The organism is Corynebacterium sp. sy039, assembly GCF_007904105.1.
Classification (GTDB): Bacteria; Actinomycetota; Actinomycetes; order Mycobacteriales; family Mycobacteriaceae; genus Corynebacterium.
The window spans coordinates 1,265,119-1,282,493 of record NZ_CP042325.1; the positions used below are offsets into that span (position 1 = coordinate 1,265,119).

The 17,375-nt window shown below is 45.1% G+C and carries 17 protein-coding genes, 4 tRNA genes and 1 pseudogene; 4 read left to right on the forward strand and 18 right to left on the reverse strand.

All coding sequences use genetic code 11. The annotated features are described in order from the left end of the window. Positions 1 to 125: 125 nt before the first annotated feature. The 17 genes and pseudogenes from FQV43_RS05705 to FQV43_RS05785 all read right to left on the reverse strand — a co-directional run bounded on the left by FQV43_RS05705 (position 126) and on the right by FQV43_RS05785 (position 13,101). Positions 126 to 1,031, reverse strand: a complete 906-nt coding sequence (locus FQV43_RS05705; protein WP_144272987.1) for a phosphatidylinositol mannoside acyltransferase — start codon at positions 1,029 to 1,031, stop codon at positions 126 to 128. A 49-nt stretch (positions 1,032 to 1,080) separates the two neighbouring features. Continuing rightward, positions 1,081 to 1,746, reverse strand: coding sequence for a phosphatidylinositol phosphate synthase (pgsA, locus tag FQV43_RS05710; RefSeq protein ID WP_144272988.1), 666 nt, complete (start codon positions 1,744 to 1,746; stop codon positions 1,081 to 1,083). After that, positions 1,739 to 2,413, reverse strand: coding sequence for an HIT domain-containing protein (locus FQV43_RS05715; RefSeq protein WP_146339397.1), 675 nt, complete (start codon positions 2,411 to 2,413; stop codon positions 1,739 to 1,741). The genes pgsA and FQV43_RS05715 overlap by 8 nt, the downstream gene beginning before the upstream one ends. Positions 2,414 to 2,452: 39 nt before the next feature. Beyond that, entirely contained in the window at positions 2,453 to 4,549 is a 2,097-nt protein-coding gene (thrS, locus tag FQV43_RS05720; protein ID WP_146339399.1) for a threonine--tRNA ligase, read from the reverse strand. 158 nt (positions 4,550 to 4,707) lie between these two features. Further along, a complete protein-coding gene (locus FQV43_RS05725) occupies positions 4,708 to 5,940 on the reverse strand; it encodes a Dyp-type peroxidase (RefSeq protein ID WP_146339401.1) in 1,233 nt (410 codons plus the stop codon). 36 nt (positions 5,941 to 5,976) lie between these two features. Then, entirely contained in the window at positions 5,977 to 6,543 is a 567-nt protein-coding gene (locus FQV43_RS05730) for a copper chaperone PCu(A)C (RefSeq protein ID WP_144272992.1), read from the reverse strand. A 9-nt stretch (positions 6,544 to 6,552) separates the two neighbouring features. After that, positions 6,553 to 7,182, reverse strand: a complete 630-nt coding sequence (locus tag FQV43_RS05735; protein ID WP_146339403.1) for a copper resistance CopC family protein — start codon at positions 7,180 to 7,182, stop codon at positions 6,553 to 6,555. Positions 7,183 to 7,405: 223 nt separating this feature from the next. Beyond that, the gene (locus tag FQV43_RS05740; protein ID WP_146339405.1) at positions 7,406 to 9,172 is read right to left on the reverse strand and encodes an FtsX-like permease family protein; all 1,767 of its coding nucleotides are present in this window, start codon (positions 9,170 to 9,172) and stop codon (positions 7,406 to 7,408) included. A 6-nt stretch (positions 9,173 to 9,178) separates the two neighbouring features. Beyond that, positions 9,179 to 9,586: pseudogene (locus FQV43_RS10250) on the reverse strand (ATP-binding cassette domain-containing protein); the annotation flags it as partial. A gap of 13 nt (positions 9,587 to 9,599) precedes the next feature. Beyond that, positions 9,600 to 9,830: an ATP-binding cassette domain-containing protein gene (locus FQV43_RS10280; protein ID WP_146339407.1), complete on the reverse strand. Its 231-nt coding sequence runs from the start codon at positions 9,828 to 9,830 to the stop codon at positions 9,600 to 9,602. A gap of 53 nt (positions 9,831 to 9,883) precedes the next feature. Then, positions 9,884 to 10,834, reverse strand: a complete 951-nt coding sequence (locus tag FQV43_RS05755) for a zinc-binding dehydrogenase (RefSeq protein ID WP_146339409.1) — start codon at positions 10,832 to 10,834, stop codon at positions 9,884 to 9,886. Positions 10,835 to 10,862: 28 nt separating this feature from the next. After that, on the reverse strand, positions 10,863 to 11,420 hold the full coding sequence (locus FQV43_RS05760; RefSeq protein ID WP_146339411.1) for a cysteine hydrolase family protein: 558 nt from the start codon (positions 11,418 to 11,420) through the stop codon (positions 10,863 to 10,865). A gap of 2 nt (positions 11,421 to 11,422) precedes the next feature. Then, a complete protein-coding gene (locus FQV43_RS05765; protein ID WP_146339413.1) occupies positions 11,423 to 12,448 on the reverse strand; it encodes an aldo/keto reductase in 1,026 nt (341 codons plus the stop codon). 272 nt (positions 12,449 to 12,720) lie between these two features. After that, a tRNA-Cys gene (locus tag FQV43_RS05770) sits at positions 12,721 to 12,791 on the reverse strand. A 34-nt stretch (positions 12,792 to 12,825) separates the two neighbouring features. Further along, positions 12,826 to 12,901: transfer RNA gene (locus tag FQV43_RS05775), tRNA-Gly, on the reverse strand. A 20-nt stretch (positions 12,902 to 12,921) separates the two neighbouring features. Next, positions 12,922 to 12,996, reverse strand: a tRNA-Val gene (locus FQV43_RS05780). 32 nt (positions 12,997 to 13,028) lie between these two features. Then, a tRNA-Gly gene (locus FQV43_RS05785) sits at positions 13,029 to 13,101 on the reverse strand. A 273-nt stretch (positions 13,102 to 13,374) separates the two neighbouring features. Here FQV43_RS05785 and FQV43_RS05790 point away from each other — a divergent pair. The 3 genes from FQV43_RS05790 (at position 13,375) to msrB (ending at position 15,737) form a co-directional block, all read left to right on the forward strand. Then, entirely contained in the window at positions 13,375 to 14,007 is a 633-nt protein-coding gene (locus FQV43_RS05790) for a dihydrofolate reductase family protein (RefSeq protein ID WP_168195053.1), read from the forward strand. Positions 14,008 to 14,071: 64 nt separating this feature from the next. Further along, positions 14,072 to 15,352, forward strand: a complete 1,281-nt coding sequence (locus FQV43_RS05795; protein WP_168195054.1) for a glycosyltransferase family 87 protein — start codon at positions 14,072 to 14,074, stop codon at positions 15,350 to 15,352. Then, positions 15,330 to 15,737: a peptide-methionine (R)-S-oxide reductase MsrB gene (gene msrB, locus FQV43_RS05800; protein ID WP_144273001.1), complete on the forward strand. Its 408-nt coding sequence runs from the start codon at positions 15,330 to 15,332 to the stop codon at positions 15,735 to 15,737. Before FQV43_RS05795 ends, msrB begins: the two co-directional genes overlap by 23 nt. A gap of 49 nt (positions 15,738 to 15,786) precedes the next feature. On the opposite strand, the gene hemQ is transcribed toward msrB, so the two are convergent. After that, positions 15,787 to 16,491, reverse strand: a complete 705-nt coding sequence (gene hemQ, locus FQV43_RS05805; protein WP_146339418.1) for a hydrogen peroxide-dependent heme synthase — start codon at positions 16,489 to 16,491, stop codon at positions 15,787 to 15,789. A 222-nt stretch (positions 16,492 to 16,713) separates the two neighbouring features. Between hemQ and FQV43_RS05810 the strand changes: the two genes are divergently transcribed. Beyond that, the gene (locus FQV43_RS05810) at positions 16,714 to 17,346 is read left to right on the forward strand and encodes a DUF3000 domain-containing protein (RefSeq protein WP_146339420.1); all 633 of its coding nucleotides are present in this window, start codon (positions 16,714 to 16,716) and stop codon (positions 17,344 to 17,346) included. Positions 17,347 to 17,375 lie beyond the last annotated feature (29 nt).

The following is a 17,375-nucleotide window of genomic DNA, read 5'->3' on the forward strand; positions in this document are numbered from 1 at the left end:
GCCCATGCACCGACGCATCTGTGCGGTATCCATACATCTTTGGATCATGCTCACACAAAACGCCGACGCCGCACCTCAAAATTATAGCCTGAGTAAAACAAAAATTATTTTCTCAACCAACAAAACTATTGTTCTTTGTCAAGACCTTGCTGATAACGTCGCGCGTCCAAATCAGATAACCACAGTGGCTGTAACATATGCCAATCTTTAGGGTGCTGCCTAATGTTTTCCTCCATTAATGTTGCAATTGTTTGCATTGTGGTTTTCAGATCCATTACTTCAACAGGTGCCGATACGCTTGTCCCCCATTGGTTATCCTCAATGAACCAACTATGCACCACATGCAAAGCAGCACCTGTTTCCTGAGCTAGGCGCACGGCACCAGCAGGCATACGCGTCTTTTCCCCAAAAAACTCTACCTCAACACCAGAACGCTTAAGATCACGTTCACCAAGCAAACACACAATTCCGCCGCTCAGCAAAGTTTCTTTCAACGCACCATAAGGACCAGGTGTGGATTGATGCGGTAACACCTTAAAACCAAGAGATTGGCGGAAATCAACAAATGCTTCATAAACTTCCGTTGGTTCCAGCCGCTCAGCCACTGTTGTGAATTGCCCATACTGCGACACAAGATATAGACCGGCCATATCCCAATTGCCAGAATGCGGCAGTACCAAAATAACCCCTTTTCCCTGGCTAACCGAGCTACGAAGAAATTGGGTTCCTTGAGCATGAGCTTCTATGTCTTGAATTAATTGCTCATTGCCCACGAGCGACGGCAGCACAAAGGCTTCTCGCCAATAACGCGCGTAAGAGCGCATTGACTCTTGCACCAACTGGCGAGTAACGTTTTCTTTTCCCACCACACGCATAAGATTTTTGCGCAATTGCGGCATAGCTTTTCCGCGTTGGGACGCATAATCTGCACCGTAATTAAAAAGTGCTTTCGCCCATGATTCTGGTAGCTTTCGCACGATTTTCCAGCCAAGTAAATAACCTTGCGCAACAATATCTTTCTTCTGGAACATCTATCTATGCTCTGTTCTAGGGTTTTGGGTTCTAATGCTATTTCTGTTTCTATTTTTTATCTTCTTGATCTGAAAAAGACCGCGCTCCCTGTGGTGGTACACTGCGTTCTCGCGCATGTTCGGATGAAGAGGCAATCCACAAACGCTGTCCCACGGTAAAAGCACTGCCAAAGGCAAGAACCCATATACAAATTTCTAAAGCAAAGGGTATGCCCAAACCAGCTAATCCCACACCACTAAGTCCCAAAATAAGCCGTTCAGGTCGTTCGATAAGCCCACCAACCATGACAAAGCCACTTGCTTCGCCACGAGCTTTCACATAAGAGATAACTTGCGAAGAAACGATAACGCTTAACGTAGCAGCCACTAATGCAGGATGAGCATTATCCACATAGATGAGCCACCACGCTATAGCAGAAAACAAAGCACCATCAGTGATCCGATCACAGGTAGCATCTAAGGTTGCTCCAAACTTGGTACCCCCACCACTCATTCTTGCCATCGTGCCATCTACCATGTCAAAGGCAACAAAGAGCCCTGATAATGCAGCTGCAGCAAAAAGATGGTTCAGGGGAATGAGAATCACAACTAATAAAATTGCAATTACTGTTCCGATAATGGTTACCGCATTGGGTGTAAGACCAATTTTCAGAAAAAGTTTCGCCACTGGTTCCACAAAAACTGCTGCTGGCCTGCGCGCATGAACACTAAGCATTTTCTCCACCTTTTGTTATGTCGCACATATTATTCTGTGCAGCAGTGCTATTGTCTTCACCAAGTTTCCGCCAAGCGTCGGCAAGCAACTCTCTGGTGTCATGCAGGAGTTGTGGCAATACTTTTGTGTGAGAGATTATTGTCATGAAGTTTGCATCCCCAGTCCACCGCGGAACAATATGCATATGAAGGTGCTGCGCAACAGAACCACCTGCTGCTTTACCTAAGTTGAACCCTGCATTAACCGCATCAGGCTGAGAAACTGTCTTTAATACTACTATTGCCTTCTTTGCAAAGCGCATAAGCTCAGCGGTTTCTTCCTCACTTAAGTTTTCCAGCTCAGCGACCTCTCGATAAGGCACAACCATCATATGCCCACTGTTATAGGGGTAAAGATTAAGCAAACAATAAACAAATTTACCGCGAGCGACGATGAGCCCTTCTTCATCACTCATCTTAGGGATGTCAACAAAGGGATTATTCTTTTTTGGCGTTACCGCATCAGCATTGTCAGCATTGTCGTTCGTGTGAATATAGCTCATCCGATATGGTGCCCATAAGCGTTGCAACTTATCCTCCCCAGCTGCAACGCCTATATCAGGGATACTATTGTCAGCGCTGGTATGAGTGGCACGATACTGATACTCAGTATTATGGTTGTGCTCCATTTCTTTCTTCCTCACCTGACAGTATGACCAAACATAAAGCTACTGCGCACTCTTAAACTCAATATTTTCCTTAGTTGGCTGCTGATTGTTACGCTGCGCAATCCATGTCTCAATAATGCTAATAGCATCTGCGACAGGCACACCATTGACTTGTGTACCATCAAGGAAACGGAAACTTACTGCATTTGCTTCCACATCACGTGCCCCAGCAAGTAGCATAAAAGGCACCTTAGCCGTGGTATGGTTACGAATCTTCTTCTGCATACGATCATCTGAAGCATCAACGACAGCACGAATACCACGCTGACACAATTGCTCAATAACCGTATCCAAATGCTCACTAAAGACTTCAGCTACTGGAATACCCACCACCTGCTGAGGTGCTAACCAAGCTGGGAAAGCCCCAGCATAGTGTTCGAGCAATACGCCAAAGAATCGTTCAATTGAGCCAAACAACGCTCGGTGAATCATGATTGGACGTTTTTTGCTGCCATCTGGCGCAGTATATTCCAACTCAAAACGTTCAGGAAGATTAAAATCAAGCTGCACCGTAGACATCTGCCATGTACGACCAATAGCATCACGAGCCTGCACTGAGATCTTTGGACCGTAGAAAGCTGCCCCACCTGGATCAGGCACAAGTTCCAGACCAGATTTCTGAGCTACTGCCTGCAAAGTGCTCGTTGCCTTTTCCCATATTTCGTCACTACCGACGAATTTCTCTGGGTCCTTCGTCGAAAGCTCAAGATAGAAATCATCAAGACCATAATCACGCAAGAGCGAAAGCACAAACTCGAGCACAGAGGTTAATTCTTCTTCAAGCTGTTCCTCAGTACAGTAAATATGTGCATCATCTTGGGTAAAGCCACGAGCTCGAGTTAAGCCATGAATTACTCCAGATTTCTCATAGCGATATACCGTGCCAAACTCAAAAAGACGCAACGGCAACTCTCGATAAGAACGTCCACGCGCATCAAAAATAAGATTATGCATTGGGCAGTTCATGGGCTTTGCATAGTAATCCTGGGCTTGTTTGGTGACATTGCCCTGATCATCTGTCTCCCCATCGAGCTGCATCGCTGGGAACATTCCTTCTTCATACCAATCAAGGTGTCCAGATTTCTTAAACAAATCACCTTTTGTCAAGTGTGGTGTATTGACAAATGAGTAACCTGCGGCAATATGACGCTTACGAGAATGCTCTTCCATCTCCATGCGCACAATAGCGCCATTGGGGTGGAATACAGGGAATCCTGAACCAATCTCATCAGGAAAACTAAAAAGATCCAATTCATTGCCAAGACGACGATGATCTCGCTTTTCTGCCTCAGCCACCATTGTTTGGTACTGCTCTAAAGCTTCTTTAGACTCCCACGCTGTACCATAAATACGCTGCAACCCAGCCTTGGACTGATCACCACGCCAATATGCTGCAGAAGAACGAGTAAGCGCAAAAGCTGGAATATATTTTGTGGTTGGCACATGCGGTCCGCGGCATAAGTCATACCATTCAACTTCACCGCTACGGGGATTGATATTGTAATACCCAGTTAATTCGCCAGCTCCGACCTCAGTAGCCTCATCGGAATCAGGGTCAACGTGACCTTTATCTTGGATTAGCTCTAATTTATATGGCTCATCGGCTAAAGCAGCAGCAGCTTCTTGAGCATCTGCATACACACGACGCTCAAATTTTTGACCAGACTTAATGATCTTTTTCATGCGCTTTTCGATTTTCTGAAGATCCTCTGGTGAAAAAGGCTCAGCTACGTCGAAGTCATAGTAAAAACCATTCTCAATTGCAGGTCCGATTCCTAGTTTGGTACCTGGGAACTCCGCCTGCACAGCCTGAGCGAGCACGTGTGTGCAGGAGTGACGAATCACAGCACGGCCTTGCTCAGTATTAGCAGCAACTGGGATGAATTGAGTTTCTTGCTCTGGAACGAAAGAAAGATCTTTCAGGTTTCCTGCTAAATCCTGGGCACACACAATTGCCTCAGGCCCTTTGTTAGGAAGTTCCAACTCACGCATTGCGGTTCCAATACTTGTTCCAGCTGGAACTAAAAATGGCTCGTGTTCTACCGCCGACGCATTTGCTATAGCTGACAAGGTTACTGCGCTCCTTACTGCGCTCATGCACTTTCGTCATACCTGGACGCTAGTGCTAAAAAATTTTCTCAAATTAAGACAGTAACACATTAATAGTGCATTCTATGCCCAACAATGATTCTGCCTACTTTACCCTAGTTTTCAACGCAAAAAACAATGGCAAACCACACCCCGCACCCTCAGAACTAGAATAGAGCTTCACCCCAATGTTGATCTTCGCTAACACCTGGCGCAATTGCATAGATGGCTGAACCAATATGCGTGATCCAGATATTAAGACGATCACTATCATTGAGGCGTTGTTGAATAGGGATAAATTGTTCCCGTGGATCTTTTTGGAAACAGCAAAAAATTAAGCCAGCATTTGATAATTCAGCACTACCAGGTATTGGTGCCTCATTGTAGTTATATGCTCTGCGCAATAATCGATCCCGTTTATTATCACTATGCGGCGCAGCTAAAGCCATATGGGAATTGACATCGATAATTGGGATGCCGTAATCATCCTTAGCAGAAAAATCTGCTTCATCGAACTCTTCTTTTCCAGTAAGTGGTGCACCAGAATCTAACCGACGACCTAAAGATACTTCTCGTGAACCACGATCAAGTTCCTCCCATAAGTCGAGATTCATATGAATCCGACGCACAATCATACAACTACCGCCACGCAACCACTCAGGAGAATCCGAGTCTTCATCAATCCATACTTGCTGGTCAAATTCTTGAGATGTTCGCGGATTAATTGTTCCGTCTTTTTGACCAAAGAGATTACGCGGAGTTTCACCCTTTTCGTGTGAACCATGCGCATTGAGAAAACCCTGTTGAAACCAACGAGTAGTAGCATAATCAATACCAGCGCGAGTAAGGTGACGCACAGCAAAAGCTATTGTTAACGGATCATCGCCACAAAACTGAATGACCAGATCGCTTTGACCCCACCTTTCGTCAAGACGATCATTACTAAACACCGGCAAAGGAGTCAACCAGTCTGGTCGCTGACTACCTTTACCAATAATGTCAAAAAAACGAGGACCAAAACCACAGGTAATGGTCAGATTGGCAGGTTTACGTACCATCTCTGGCTCAAGACTGCCTAAAGGATTACGCCCTTGCGTTAAATCTCTGGCGTCTTGTGTCCACAATCGCAAAAGTCGTCGCACAGCAGCTGCGTCGACACCAGCGCGAAGATCAAACCCAACCAAAGTCATATGAGATTGAGCTGGTGTAGCGATACCAGCTTGATGTGCACCATCAAAAGCAACAGTTTGTTGCGCAAGCTCAACCTGAGGTTCTACTGATTCTTGCTGAGCTTGTTCTTTGGTACAAGCACTTAAAGCGCTTGTACCAGCAAGTGCAGATGTAGCAACCAAGAATCCCCGTCGAGTGAACCTAGCATTGTGATTCTTATGTGATTGCATAACAGTTGTTCACCTTAACTTCAGAAACTTCAGAGATTAGTGAGCTGCACCAGAATAATCTTCATTTCCTGAAGAAATAGAGCGTGATGGAACATCATCTACCACGATTTCAGTGCCATCAGCCAAGTTCAAGGTAACACTATAATCCTCACCAGCTTCAACATCTTCTTGCAATCCCATGAGCATAATATGCTCCGCACCTGGTTGCAGAGTTAGAGAACCACCTGCTGGAATAACAAAACCGCCTTCTTTCGGACGCATAACTCCGTCGACGACTTCATGCAGCTCATAGCTACTTGCTGCTACAGAAACAGATGCAGACACGATGTTAACCTCCGCACCTGTATTGTTTTTCAGCACACCAAATACCGCAGTCATACCATCTTCTTTTTTAGCAGACTTAACATATGCGTCCTCAAAGCTCACTGCTTCTGACTCAGACTCCGAATCAGACTTAGATTCTGTGGTAGAAGTACCGAATTTCGCAGCTGCAGATGCTGCAGTATCTACTTTTTCTTGAGAATCTGTCTCTGAGTTAGAACAACCTGCAAGTGTCAAAGCAGACAATGCCACTGCACACACAACATTCTTATGGAACTTCATAATTTCTCCTTAATTATTTTTCTTTCGGTTCAATAGGATGAACAAAACAAGAGCACCCACCACAACTGCAATGGCAATCCCAATAACCAACCCTAGAGGAAAACCAGATTTCTCTGCCGACGCCTGAGCCGTTTGTGAGACTGGACCAGAGTTTTGGGTAGTCGTCGCAGGTACGCTAGATGCAGAGTTGTTTTCTTGGCGCTGTTGTTCACCAGCTACAGTAAAAGTAGTCTTACCTCGTGTGGCGTGACCATCCGAGGATGTAATTTGGAAACCAATGTTATATTTACCAGTTCCCTTTTCGATATCCGCAGGTAAATCTAACACTATAGATTGACCACTCACCACTGGAGCACCAGAATATATAACTTTCCCATTACTATCGCTAAGCGCAATAGTGTTAAATCCTTCTCGGGGAGTACCAGAAAAATCAAGGCGCAAAGTAGTTGGAAACTCTGACACAATTTCCTCATTAGCAGGACTGCCACCTACAACAGCATCATGAGCATAAGCACTAGGAACATTGACCAAAGATGCCACAGACAAAAACATAAAAACAACAGAACATAGCGCAGCCATGAATGGTTTTACCCTTAATACGCCTGAAATATGCCTTATACTTTCATGTTTCTTCTGCATAGCTAACTTTTACTTACCTTTCAGAAATTAAATACTCACCACTTTGCATGGTACGCATTGACAGGGAAAAAACCTATTCATTGTTGAGTGCGATAAGACACCTTCCACAAAGCACTTCCGCATCCGACAATGCAGTATGGTCACATACTCATAAGTCATCCATATAATAAGTCGTTACAAAGTACCCAATAGTTCCAACAAGAACAGAAAAATTAGCGCAACCCTACGGTTTCATCTGCTTCCCTATGTTCACACTAGCCATAACAGCCGAAAGCATAATGACCACAATCAGATAGCATACTAACCCTACCGGCAGGGGCGGGATACCTACTTGTATAAACCCGAAGGTAGAGATCATCATGGAGTAGGAAATAACTCCGAAAATAAAGGCGACTGCCAATGCTAAGACCGCTGGCAGAATATTACTAAAGAAACGTACACGCGCTATTTTCTTTGCACTCATACCCATGACGGATAATTGCTCAAGCAATGGGGTATAGAGTTTCTGTCTCCCCAGCAAAAGACCAAAAACGCAGACTGAACAGCCTAAAATAACAGAAGCGAATAAGGGGATAAACTCCGCTGTTCCGGTACCGTGAGGCCCGTAAAATATTTTTTCGGGGATATTCTGCGCCAATTCTTGCGCTTGTATGATGCGATAATCTTCTTGTGGCACAAGAGTTTCTATCGTGGTTGTGTCTGCGTCATCTGTGAGTACGACGATAGAACCGATACGTGAACCATCATAAGTGTGTGCACGGGAACTTTTTTCTACGGCCGCCCAAGGAACTAGCCACGGCTCGGTAAAGGGTGAAACGATCGTTGTAATATCCTGAGGTTCATGCAGAAAAGCACTGGTAACTGTGGGTGTGCTTCCCACCAGCACATAATCCGTAGCTTCTGAATCTTGTGCAGGATGATAATCGTGCGGGTTGGTACTATCAGATTCCATATCTGCTTCACGAAGGGCATACGCCCAACTGAGCACGCCAGCACAATGGGGTCCGATCGTGTTGCATAGTTTTTCTGCCTGGCTTGGTGCTATAAATGTGGCGTTTTTATCTTGTATAAGATTAATATTTTTTACCCGAGCTGCTGTTGCGATGCGTGCGCCTTCGATAGAGGCATCGTTACTCACAAAAAGAGCAAGGGGTGCGCAAATAAAAAGGATTAACAAAGATAGTATTCCTACCGCTGGAATCAATCTGATTTGCCTCGAAGCAAGGCTTAATGCTGACCAACTAAATATTTTTCTTGATGTTTCTTCTATTGCTTTAGTGCTCACAACCAGGATAAAAAGAGCTGAGGCGGCAAGTAATAAAGGTGCAAAGATAATAAGCAATGATGGGATACCGGAATCTCCAGCAAACATAGAGAAGATCCCTGCTATCAGCACAGCGCCAAGGCAACACGCGCTAACAATGATGTGACGTGTACGGGGAGCAGCAATGATTTTTTGTCCAGCGCCCACCCGCACCCCAAGTTCTTTCCTCAGCGCTCGACGCACTGCCCAGCAGGAGAATGCCGCAATAAGTAGGAAAACAATTAATCCGTTGACATATGGAGAACCTAAAACTTCTGGTACGCTGCCACCAAGATTCCCATATAAAGTAGCTACTAATACTGTGAGTATCGGCCGTGCTAGCAGACTCGATAGGATTGCTACTGCGCAGGCGCCCAGCAACGCTTCCTTGTATATATTTCTGCGGATATAACGGGCAGGAACACCCATGAGATAGAGAGAATTGTATTCTCCTATCCGTGCAGTAATTGCGTGCCGTATGGTTGTAGATACACCAAAATAAAATGGAAAGAATGAAAATATAACAGAGTAGGTCATTCCTGCCGACATATCCGGGGCAGCTTCTGTGGATAGCAGTACAGAAAACATCGCGCCAAGCATCAGCCCCACAATAAGCTGCACCACAATGACGGGAATCAGGGAGCGAATATGGCGGGAACGAATCTTCGTTAATGCGTTGCGATACATTGACGATCACGCACCCAACTCAAGCTCGGTATCCACGATAGTACTTATTGACGGGTCATGTGATACGACTACTGCAACTGCTTTGTGAGTGGTGACGTATTCTCGTATTTCTTTAAGAACAATAGACACGTTCTCAGGGTCTAGTGCGCTAGTAGGTTCATCGCAGAGCAATAATGCTGGTTGAACAGCTAATGCTCTGGCAAGCGCTGCACGTTGGCGTTGCCCTCCAGAGACTTCGCGTGGGAGCGCATTGGCTACGTGTTCTAAACCAAAACGTTTCAGCAAGACATTGCCCTGATGTTTCATATCCGTGTTGGCTCTAGCAATGTCGATGGCTAATTCAATATTTTCTTGAAGGGTAAGAACTTCTACTAAGTCACTATTTTGGAAAACTATCCCCATGTGCTGGGCTCTTAGCTCAGCAGCATCACGAAACTTGGGCTTTGCCCCCCCCTATTACGGCACCATTAAAAGTAATACTTCCACTTAGTGGGTTCCGTAGCAGTGCCAACATTTCCAATAAGGTAGATTTACCGCATCCCGATGGGCCTTTAAGCCACATAACAGAACCATTATCTACATGGAAATTTAGCTTATGAAACAACCATTCGGAGCGTTTGCCATATCTAAAAGATAAATTAGAAACATCAAGAGCCATGAGAACATTATGTATCTATATCTCATGGCTCGCCACTGGGACAGAAGGTGAAGTTACCACTCCACTACTAATTTCCCCATAACTTTTCCATTAAGAAGATCAGCAAGAGAGTCTTCCAACTGCGCCACGGGACGCACCTCATAAGGAATCCGAATAGCGCCTTCTGCAACTTGTTCTACTGCCCATTCCATAGCTGCATGTGCACGTTCAGTATCTTCCATGATCCATAGACCTACGTTAAAACCGATAACAGTTTTATTCTCGAACCAGAATTTTAAGGAATCAAACTGTTGTGCTTCCTTGCCAGAACTATTACCTACTTTTATAACGCGCCCACCACTGCGCAGTTTCTCGAAACTAGATGTGGTTGCCTGAGCACCAACAGAATCAATGACGACATCATAAAAATCTTCAGGAATATCAGATAAAGCGTGACGATAATATACATCGTGGTAGCCCATATCTTTAGCCAAGATTGCTTTTTCATCATTTCCCACAACAGCATCAATATGCTTCGCATCTAACATACTGGCTATTTGCCCAAACTGTGTTCCTAGTCCTCCCACTCCCGCATGAACTAGCACACGCTCAAAACGCCCGATTGTTCGCGCAATAGAAAGACTTTCCTTTGCGGTAACCGTATTAACGAGAGAAATAGCGCCCATTCCTGCAGGCATTCGTTCATCAATTTTTACCACGAAATCAGAATGAGTAACCAAAACAGTAGCTAATCCAGCACCAAAGCACATTGCAGCAACCCTGTCGCCTTCTTGGAGGTTTGTGACAGCAGCCCCAACTGTGCGTATAAATCCTTCTACTTCTAAACCAGGTGTATGCCCTTGCATATCGCCCATCACACCGGAAAATTGCAGAGCGTCGATAAGCCCCAAACCACTGTGGGTTACCTGTATTTCAACATCACGCTCCCCCAAAGCACTGGGCTGTGCTTCCTCCAGCACTAATTCCGATACCCCTGCACGGTTGTTAATCATGTATTTTTTCATTTTTCATTCCTTAGCATTTATGAAATTTTTACGTATTGTTTGGACTGACAGTAAGACCATAAGGTTTAGTACAGACACCACGTTCAGATAGCTTCTCTAGAGTTTTCTTATGTGCATATGCTGACGTAGCAACACAACCATCGGCAGGAACCCACACCTGATAACCATGCTGTATTGCGTCTAGAGCAGTAGCAGCGATGGCATAATCTGTCGCAATTCCCACTGTGATAAAACTGCGCACGTCATGCTCAGAGAGATAGTGATGTAAACGTGTTCCCTGGAAAGCGCTTATCCCGTACTTGATCAGTAGTGCTTCATCATCTGCTTTTCTTATACTCAAACCCGCACGGCCGTCTAAACCACCATCGCTACCATCGGCTCTCAGGAAAGCAATCCATACAACAGGTTTATTCGGGTATAGCTCACGCCATTTTTCCACCATATTTTCAATCTTGTGAGCAAGTTTCTGACCCGTTACAGGAAATAAATCTAAAGAGACGATCCATTCTTGAACATCAATGACTACCAGAGCATCCACACCGTTCATTTCTTGAATAGCTTGGTGTTCAAGACTTTCAGTGCACATTTTTAGTATCTGCTTTCTTGTGGCAGTGGTACAGCCGTTATTTCTGCGATTTCTTGGTTGGATAGCGTCAATTTTTCCGCTTCCATATTCTGCCGAACATGCTCAATTTTCCGACTTCCAGGAATCGCATACACGTTCTCTCCTTGGGCATATACCCAGGCAAGAGCTACCTGTGAAGGGTGCGCACCGTGACGTTGCGCAATAGAGGTTAAGGTATCAACAATGTTTTGGTTACGCTTTCTGGCTTCATCTTGAAAACGTGGCATCCACTGGCGAAAATCATTCTTCTTCAGGGTGGAGACATCCAGTTTTCCAGTCAGAAACCCTCGCCCTAGCGGTGAAAAAGCAACAAACTTAATATCATTAGCTGCACATAATTCCATCACGCTCAGAGTATTGGACTCATAAGACTTAGTAAGAGAAACAGATTCAGTAGAGTCAGCGGATACCGCACCCGATGTCTCAGTTTCCGAACCCTTCAACGGATCACGAGTCCATACAGAAAGCTCAGATTGAACCACATCAATTTTCACAACATCAAGAGCACGCGATAGCGTCTGAGCATCTGGCTCGCTCACACCAATCGCACCTATTTTCCCCTGTTGCTGTGCCCTAGCCAGAGCTGTCATTGTTTCCTCAATAGGAGTGTTCGGATCAACTCTATGGAGGTAATAAAGCTCTATATGATCCCTACCTAAACGTTTTAATGAGTTGTCGATCGCAGCGGATATATATTCTGGTGCACCATTAAGATGCATGGATAGTGGTTCCATAGAATCAACGATTATCCCACCTTTGGTGGCGATGCATACGTCGTGCAGCCCTTCTAAGGCACGTGACAACAAGGTTTCATTGTGACCGCTGCCATACATATCGCTGGTATCGAAATGTCGAACGCCGGCGTCGTATGCCTGACGAATGCTACGGATAGAGTGTTCATCATCCAGCTGACCTGGCAAGCTGTAACCCCAGCTGTACCCCATGCAACCTAAACCTGCACGGTGAGCGAAAAAATTTTTCTGAAGCATAGCAGCTCCTTCGGTTGAAACGCACGATAGCTTTTATGCAAAATGCAATATATATATGCAGCTTTTTTGCTTTCGTCAAGTGCACAGACTGTTTCTCTCCCCCCCTGGATTAGCCCTCTACCTTGAGCTAGTGTGAAACACACCCTTGTACTTTTAGTGACCGAAGGATGAAAATTGTGAACACTGTAATTTCTTATTGCGCGCTAGTCAATGAATTAATGTAGGGCACTAAATGGGTTCATCGGTTTCAGTTCTGCCCAATAAATATATTGAGGTGGAAACGGGAATCGAACCCGTGTACACGGTTTTGCAGACCGTTGCCTCGCCACTCGGCCATTCCACCGCAGCGTGTTAATACTATCAGCGTACTAAACGCTTGGAGCGGATGACGAGACTCGAACTCGCGACCCTCACCTTGGCAAGGTGATGCGCTACCAACTGCGCTACATCCGCAAAAGGGCTATTAACAACCCTGGTGCGCATTACTGGGATTGAACCAGTGACCTCTTCCGTGTCAGGGAAGCGCTCTCCCACTGAGCTAAACGCGCATTAGTTTACATAGAACCTATATAAACATCAGAGCGGATGACGAGACTCGAACTCGCGACCCTCACCTTGGCAAGGTGATGCGCTACCAACTGCGCTACATCCGCTTTGCAAAACATTATGTCGTGCGTGAAAAACATTAGTGCCAACTATCCATCTTTACAAATCGCCTGGTTATCAGTATGTTTTTAAGCTACAAAGATGTAATACTCCACGCAAAGTTACTAGAATTTTTACATGCCATAACTATCGCCGATTAAAGAAACTTACTTTCCATGTCATTATCCCCCATATCCAACACACAAAACGAGGCTGCAAGCATAGACGCGTTACTAGGATCTAATACCCCTACCCATCCCTATGAACTCAGAGCAATCGCAGTGTCTACAATCAATGGGCGTGCTAGCATTGCCGGATCCTCGCAAAGTTTAGGCAATGCCACAGATACCCAATTATTACTTAGCCTGCGCACCTGGGCTGATGTTGTTATTGTCGGGGCAGGAACTATACGCGCGGAGAACTATGGCGGTATCCAAGCACACAGGAAAACTGATACTCCTGCTCCTTTTGCGGTTCTGAGCAATAGCGGTGTGTTTGATTTTGATAGCAAGTTCGTCCATTCCTACACCACTGCACCCATTTTTTTACTCAGCAAAAATAATCCAGCGAACATAGCACAGGCTCAAAAACTTAAACAACGTGGCTTAGAGGTACACAGGATAGATACGCATAATCCGCGGGAGATCATCGCAACACTACGACAACGTGGTTTTCGGAAAATGGTCTGCGAAGGTGGACCAAGCATTTATTCTTTATTCGCTGCACATAATTGCATAGATAAGTTCTATCTCACGCTTGATCCATGCATAAGCTCAGACGCCACTATGCTTTTTCCACCTTTATACACAGCAACCAGCGCTTCCTCTGCGCCCAGTACACGCATCTCTTTCGCGTTAGAACACTATCAAGCTACTTCAGACGGAATACTATTTTTGCGCTATAAAAAGATCTAGAAATTTTATTACTTTCGAGCGTATCGCACTCCCTACGTCGCAGCACTATGGTAGCGTCTGCCTAGTGGTAGAAGCTCTTAGAAAACGTCTTAGTACAGTGTGGGTCAGTCAAAGCCGAGCTACAACAACGCTAACAACACTGCCCTTAGATACCTCAAAGTTCGATGTCATAGGCAATGCAGCGCTATGGCCTATTGCCATATTCACCCTACTTCATCGCTATTTCATCCTCTGCGTCAATGGGAACACCACCGATGACTTCTCTACTGTCTACAATGCCGTACGACGCAGCATAGAAGGCGTTGCGGTCTATTCCGAGAACTACTATTTTGTTGATCCACATTATCTCTATAATCCAGGTGCTACCCTACTGTTAACACCGGTTGCATTACTAAGCGACGCTTCACTGGCACGTTTGCTGTTCATCTTGGTGAATATGCTCGCCATCATTTTTGCCATTGGGTTTCTCCTTAAGAGTTTTGCAGGCTATCGCCTCTCGTCCCTTTTCTTCCCAGCAGCTCTCATTGTTGCTTTTCATACCGAAGCAGTACGTAACACCATTGTTTTTGGCAATATCAATGGCATACTTTTGCTCGCACTAACTACATTTTTGTGGGCGCAGTGGAAAAACAAGGAAATCATTGCAGGCATTATTATCGGACTAGCAATCCTTGTTAAACCCTTATTCCTGCCGTTGCTTTTCATTCCTTTTATCAAGGTGCAGTGGAAAACCATTGTGCTCGGTATTGCAGTACCCGTCCTGATGAACCTGATTGCTTGGAATATCATCCCACAGGCAGGAGACTATCTCAGCATTGTTACTCCATATTTAGGGGAAGTACGCAATTATGCCAATTCATCTTTAGCAGGTGTGTTCGTGTATTTTGGATTCCCAGAATGGATACACAAAATCGCCTTTGCGTTCTTTGCGCTTGTCATTATCGCAGGGCTATTCTTCTTGTTACGCATTCGGGAAAAGCAACCACTTGAGTGGGCTATCTATACAACTAGTTTGCTCCTGACTGGTGTTTTTCTCTTGTCTTCACTCGGGCAGATGTACTATTCGCTTTTCCTTTTCCCACTGGTGTTCACTATTGCCAAAAAAGGCTCTATCGTCGCCAATCCTGTGGCATGGATTGCTTTCTATCTATGCTTAAGCGCTGACCTATGGGAATCAGACGAGTGGTTTAATTTTGGTCATTGGTTTGTTACTGTCCAAGCAACCCTCGCGTGGGCTTTGCTCATTATCGTAATCAGTATTACTGCTATTTATTGGTACTATTCAGAAAATCCTACAATGAAGAAAGGGAGCAAAGAAACACATGACCAAGTTCCAATTTCTTAGCGACGCCCAGTGGCGGGAACGGCTTAGCGCAGAAGAATATCGTGTACTGCGCCAAGCAGGAACTGAAGCACCACATACTGGCGAATATACCAATACCACCGCAGAAGGCATTTACTCATGTCGTGGTTGCAATACGGAATTGTTTAGATCAACAGAAAAATTCGATTCGCATTGTGGCTGGCCTTCATTCTTCTCTCCTCTTGCCGGCGATAAAATAATTGAACGAGAAGATACTTCTTTAGGTATGGTGCGCACAGAGGTACTATGTGCAACTTGTGGCAGTCACCTTGGACACGTATTTTCTGGTGAGGGTTATGATACTCCCACAGATTTGCGCTATTGCATTAACTCAATATCACTAAAATTTGCCGAAGGCGAAGTATAAGAAAAGGGCGGAAACATTTTCCGCCCTTTTCCATATCCCAGCATATTTATTAAGGAAGTACGTCGATAAGCTCTTTAATATCTGCTACTCGACGCCCAGTAAAGAATGGTATTTCTTCCCGAACGTGCAAACGTGCTTCGGTGTAGCGCATTTTGTGCATCAAATCCACAATTCGATGCAATTCTTGCGCCTCGAAAGCAAGAATCCACTCATAGTCTCCTAAAGCAAAACCAGGAACCGTATTTGCGCGTACATCTGGAAAATCACGCGCAGCTTGACCATGTTCAGCTAGAATACGACGACGCTTCTGCGCATCCATGACATACCAATCATAAGAACGTACAAATGGGTAGACAGTAACCCAATTACCTGGCTGCTCACCCATGATGAATGATGGCAAATGTGATTTATTAAACTCACTTGGTCGGTGCAAAGCATTTCCGATCCAAAAAACTTCACTTACCTGCCCCAAAACAGTATCGCGACGGAACTCATTAAAAACTTTCTGCAACTGATCAAATTCAGTTGCATACCACCAAATGAGGAAATCTGCTTCTGCACGACAACCGGTAATATCATAAACACCACGAACTGTCACAACAGCGTCATCGCTGATACGAGAGAAAAAATCACGAGCTTGCTGGATAATTTCTGTACGCTCAGTCCCCAAAGCACCAGGAATAATCTTAAACGCTGCCCATTGAGAGTAGCATTGGCGGGAATTTAATTCATCGAAATCTAGCTTTTCAGCCACGATAGTAACCTTTCCATCGGATCGCGTATTGAGCTTTGCATTAAGCTAATACTCACTGTTATCCATCATAAGTTGGATAATGACGTTTTTTCATCATCAATCACAGTGATTTTTTTCTCTTATTTGCATTCCGTTCATCGTTGCTCATCTTTTATCATGTACCACCTAGCTTATTCGGCGCGCCTTCGCATTTTCGCTCCTCAAACATAGTTAGCTATTTTTGTGACTGAATCTCGTGCAACGTCGTCGATAGTACCCCGCCTCGCGCAACCTGTTGAATCGGAAAACACTCCTGATGAATTTTTGCGCGCAACTGAGTCCATGCACCACGCACATCTGCGTCCGGAGATTAGCCTGAGCACGATTCGCCCGCCACGTAAACTAGCAACTTTTAGCCACGCTATTGGGTTAGAAATCACCAAACAAAGTGCCGAAATAGAATCTCACCCTGATGAAGGCAATGAAGGTGATGCCTTTGGGCGGTTGATCTTACTCTATGATCCTCGTTCAGAAGACACATGGGAAGGTTCCATGCGCTTGGTGGCATATATTCAAGCAGATATGGACGATTCTGTTGCCAATGATCCGCTATTACCTGATGTTGCCTGGCAATGGCTTACGGAATCTCTCGAGCAAACACAAGCGCCTTTCTCCAACCTTGGCGGCACTGTTACCTCAACTACCTCAGTACGCTTTGGCGATATCGGTGGTCTGCCACGAGCTTATCAAGTAGAAATGCGAGCCAGTTGGACTCCGGCTGAAGAGAATCTAGAAAATCATGTTCGAGCTTTTGCAGAAGTCCTTGCTAATGTCGCCGGCCTACCGCCAGAGGGCGTAACCGTTTTAGGCGCATAAGAGATAAGAAAATGTCGGGAGAAATTGCT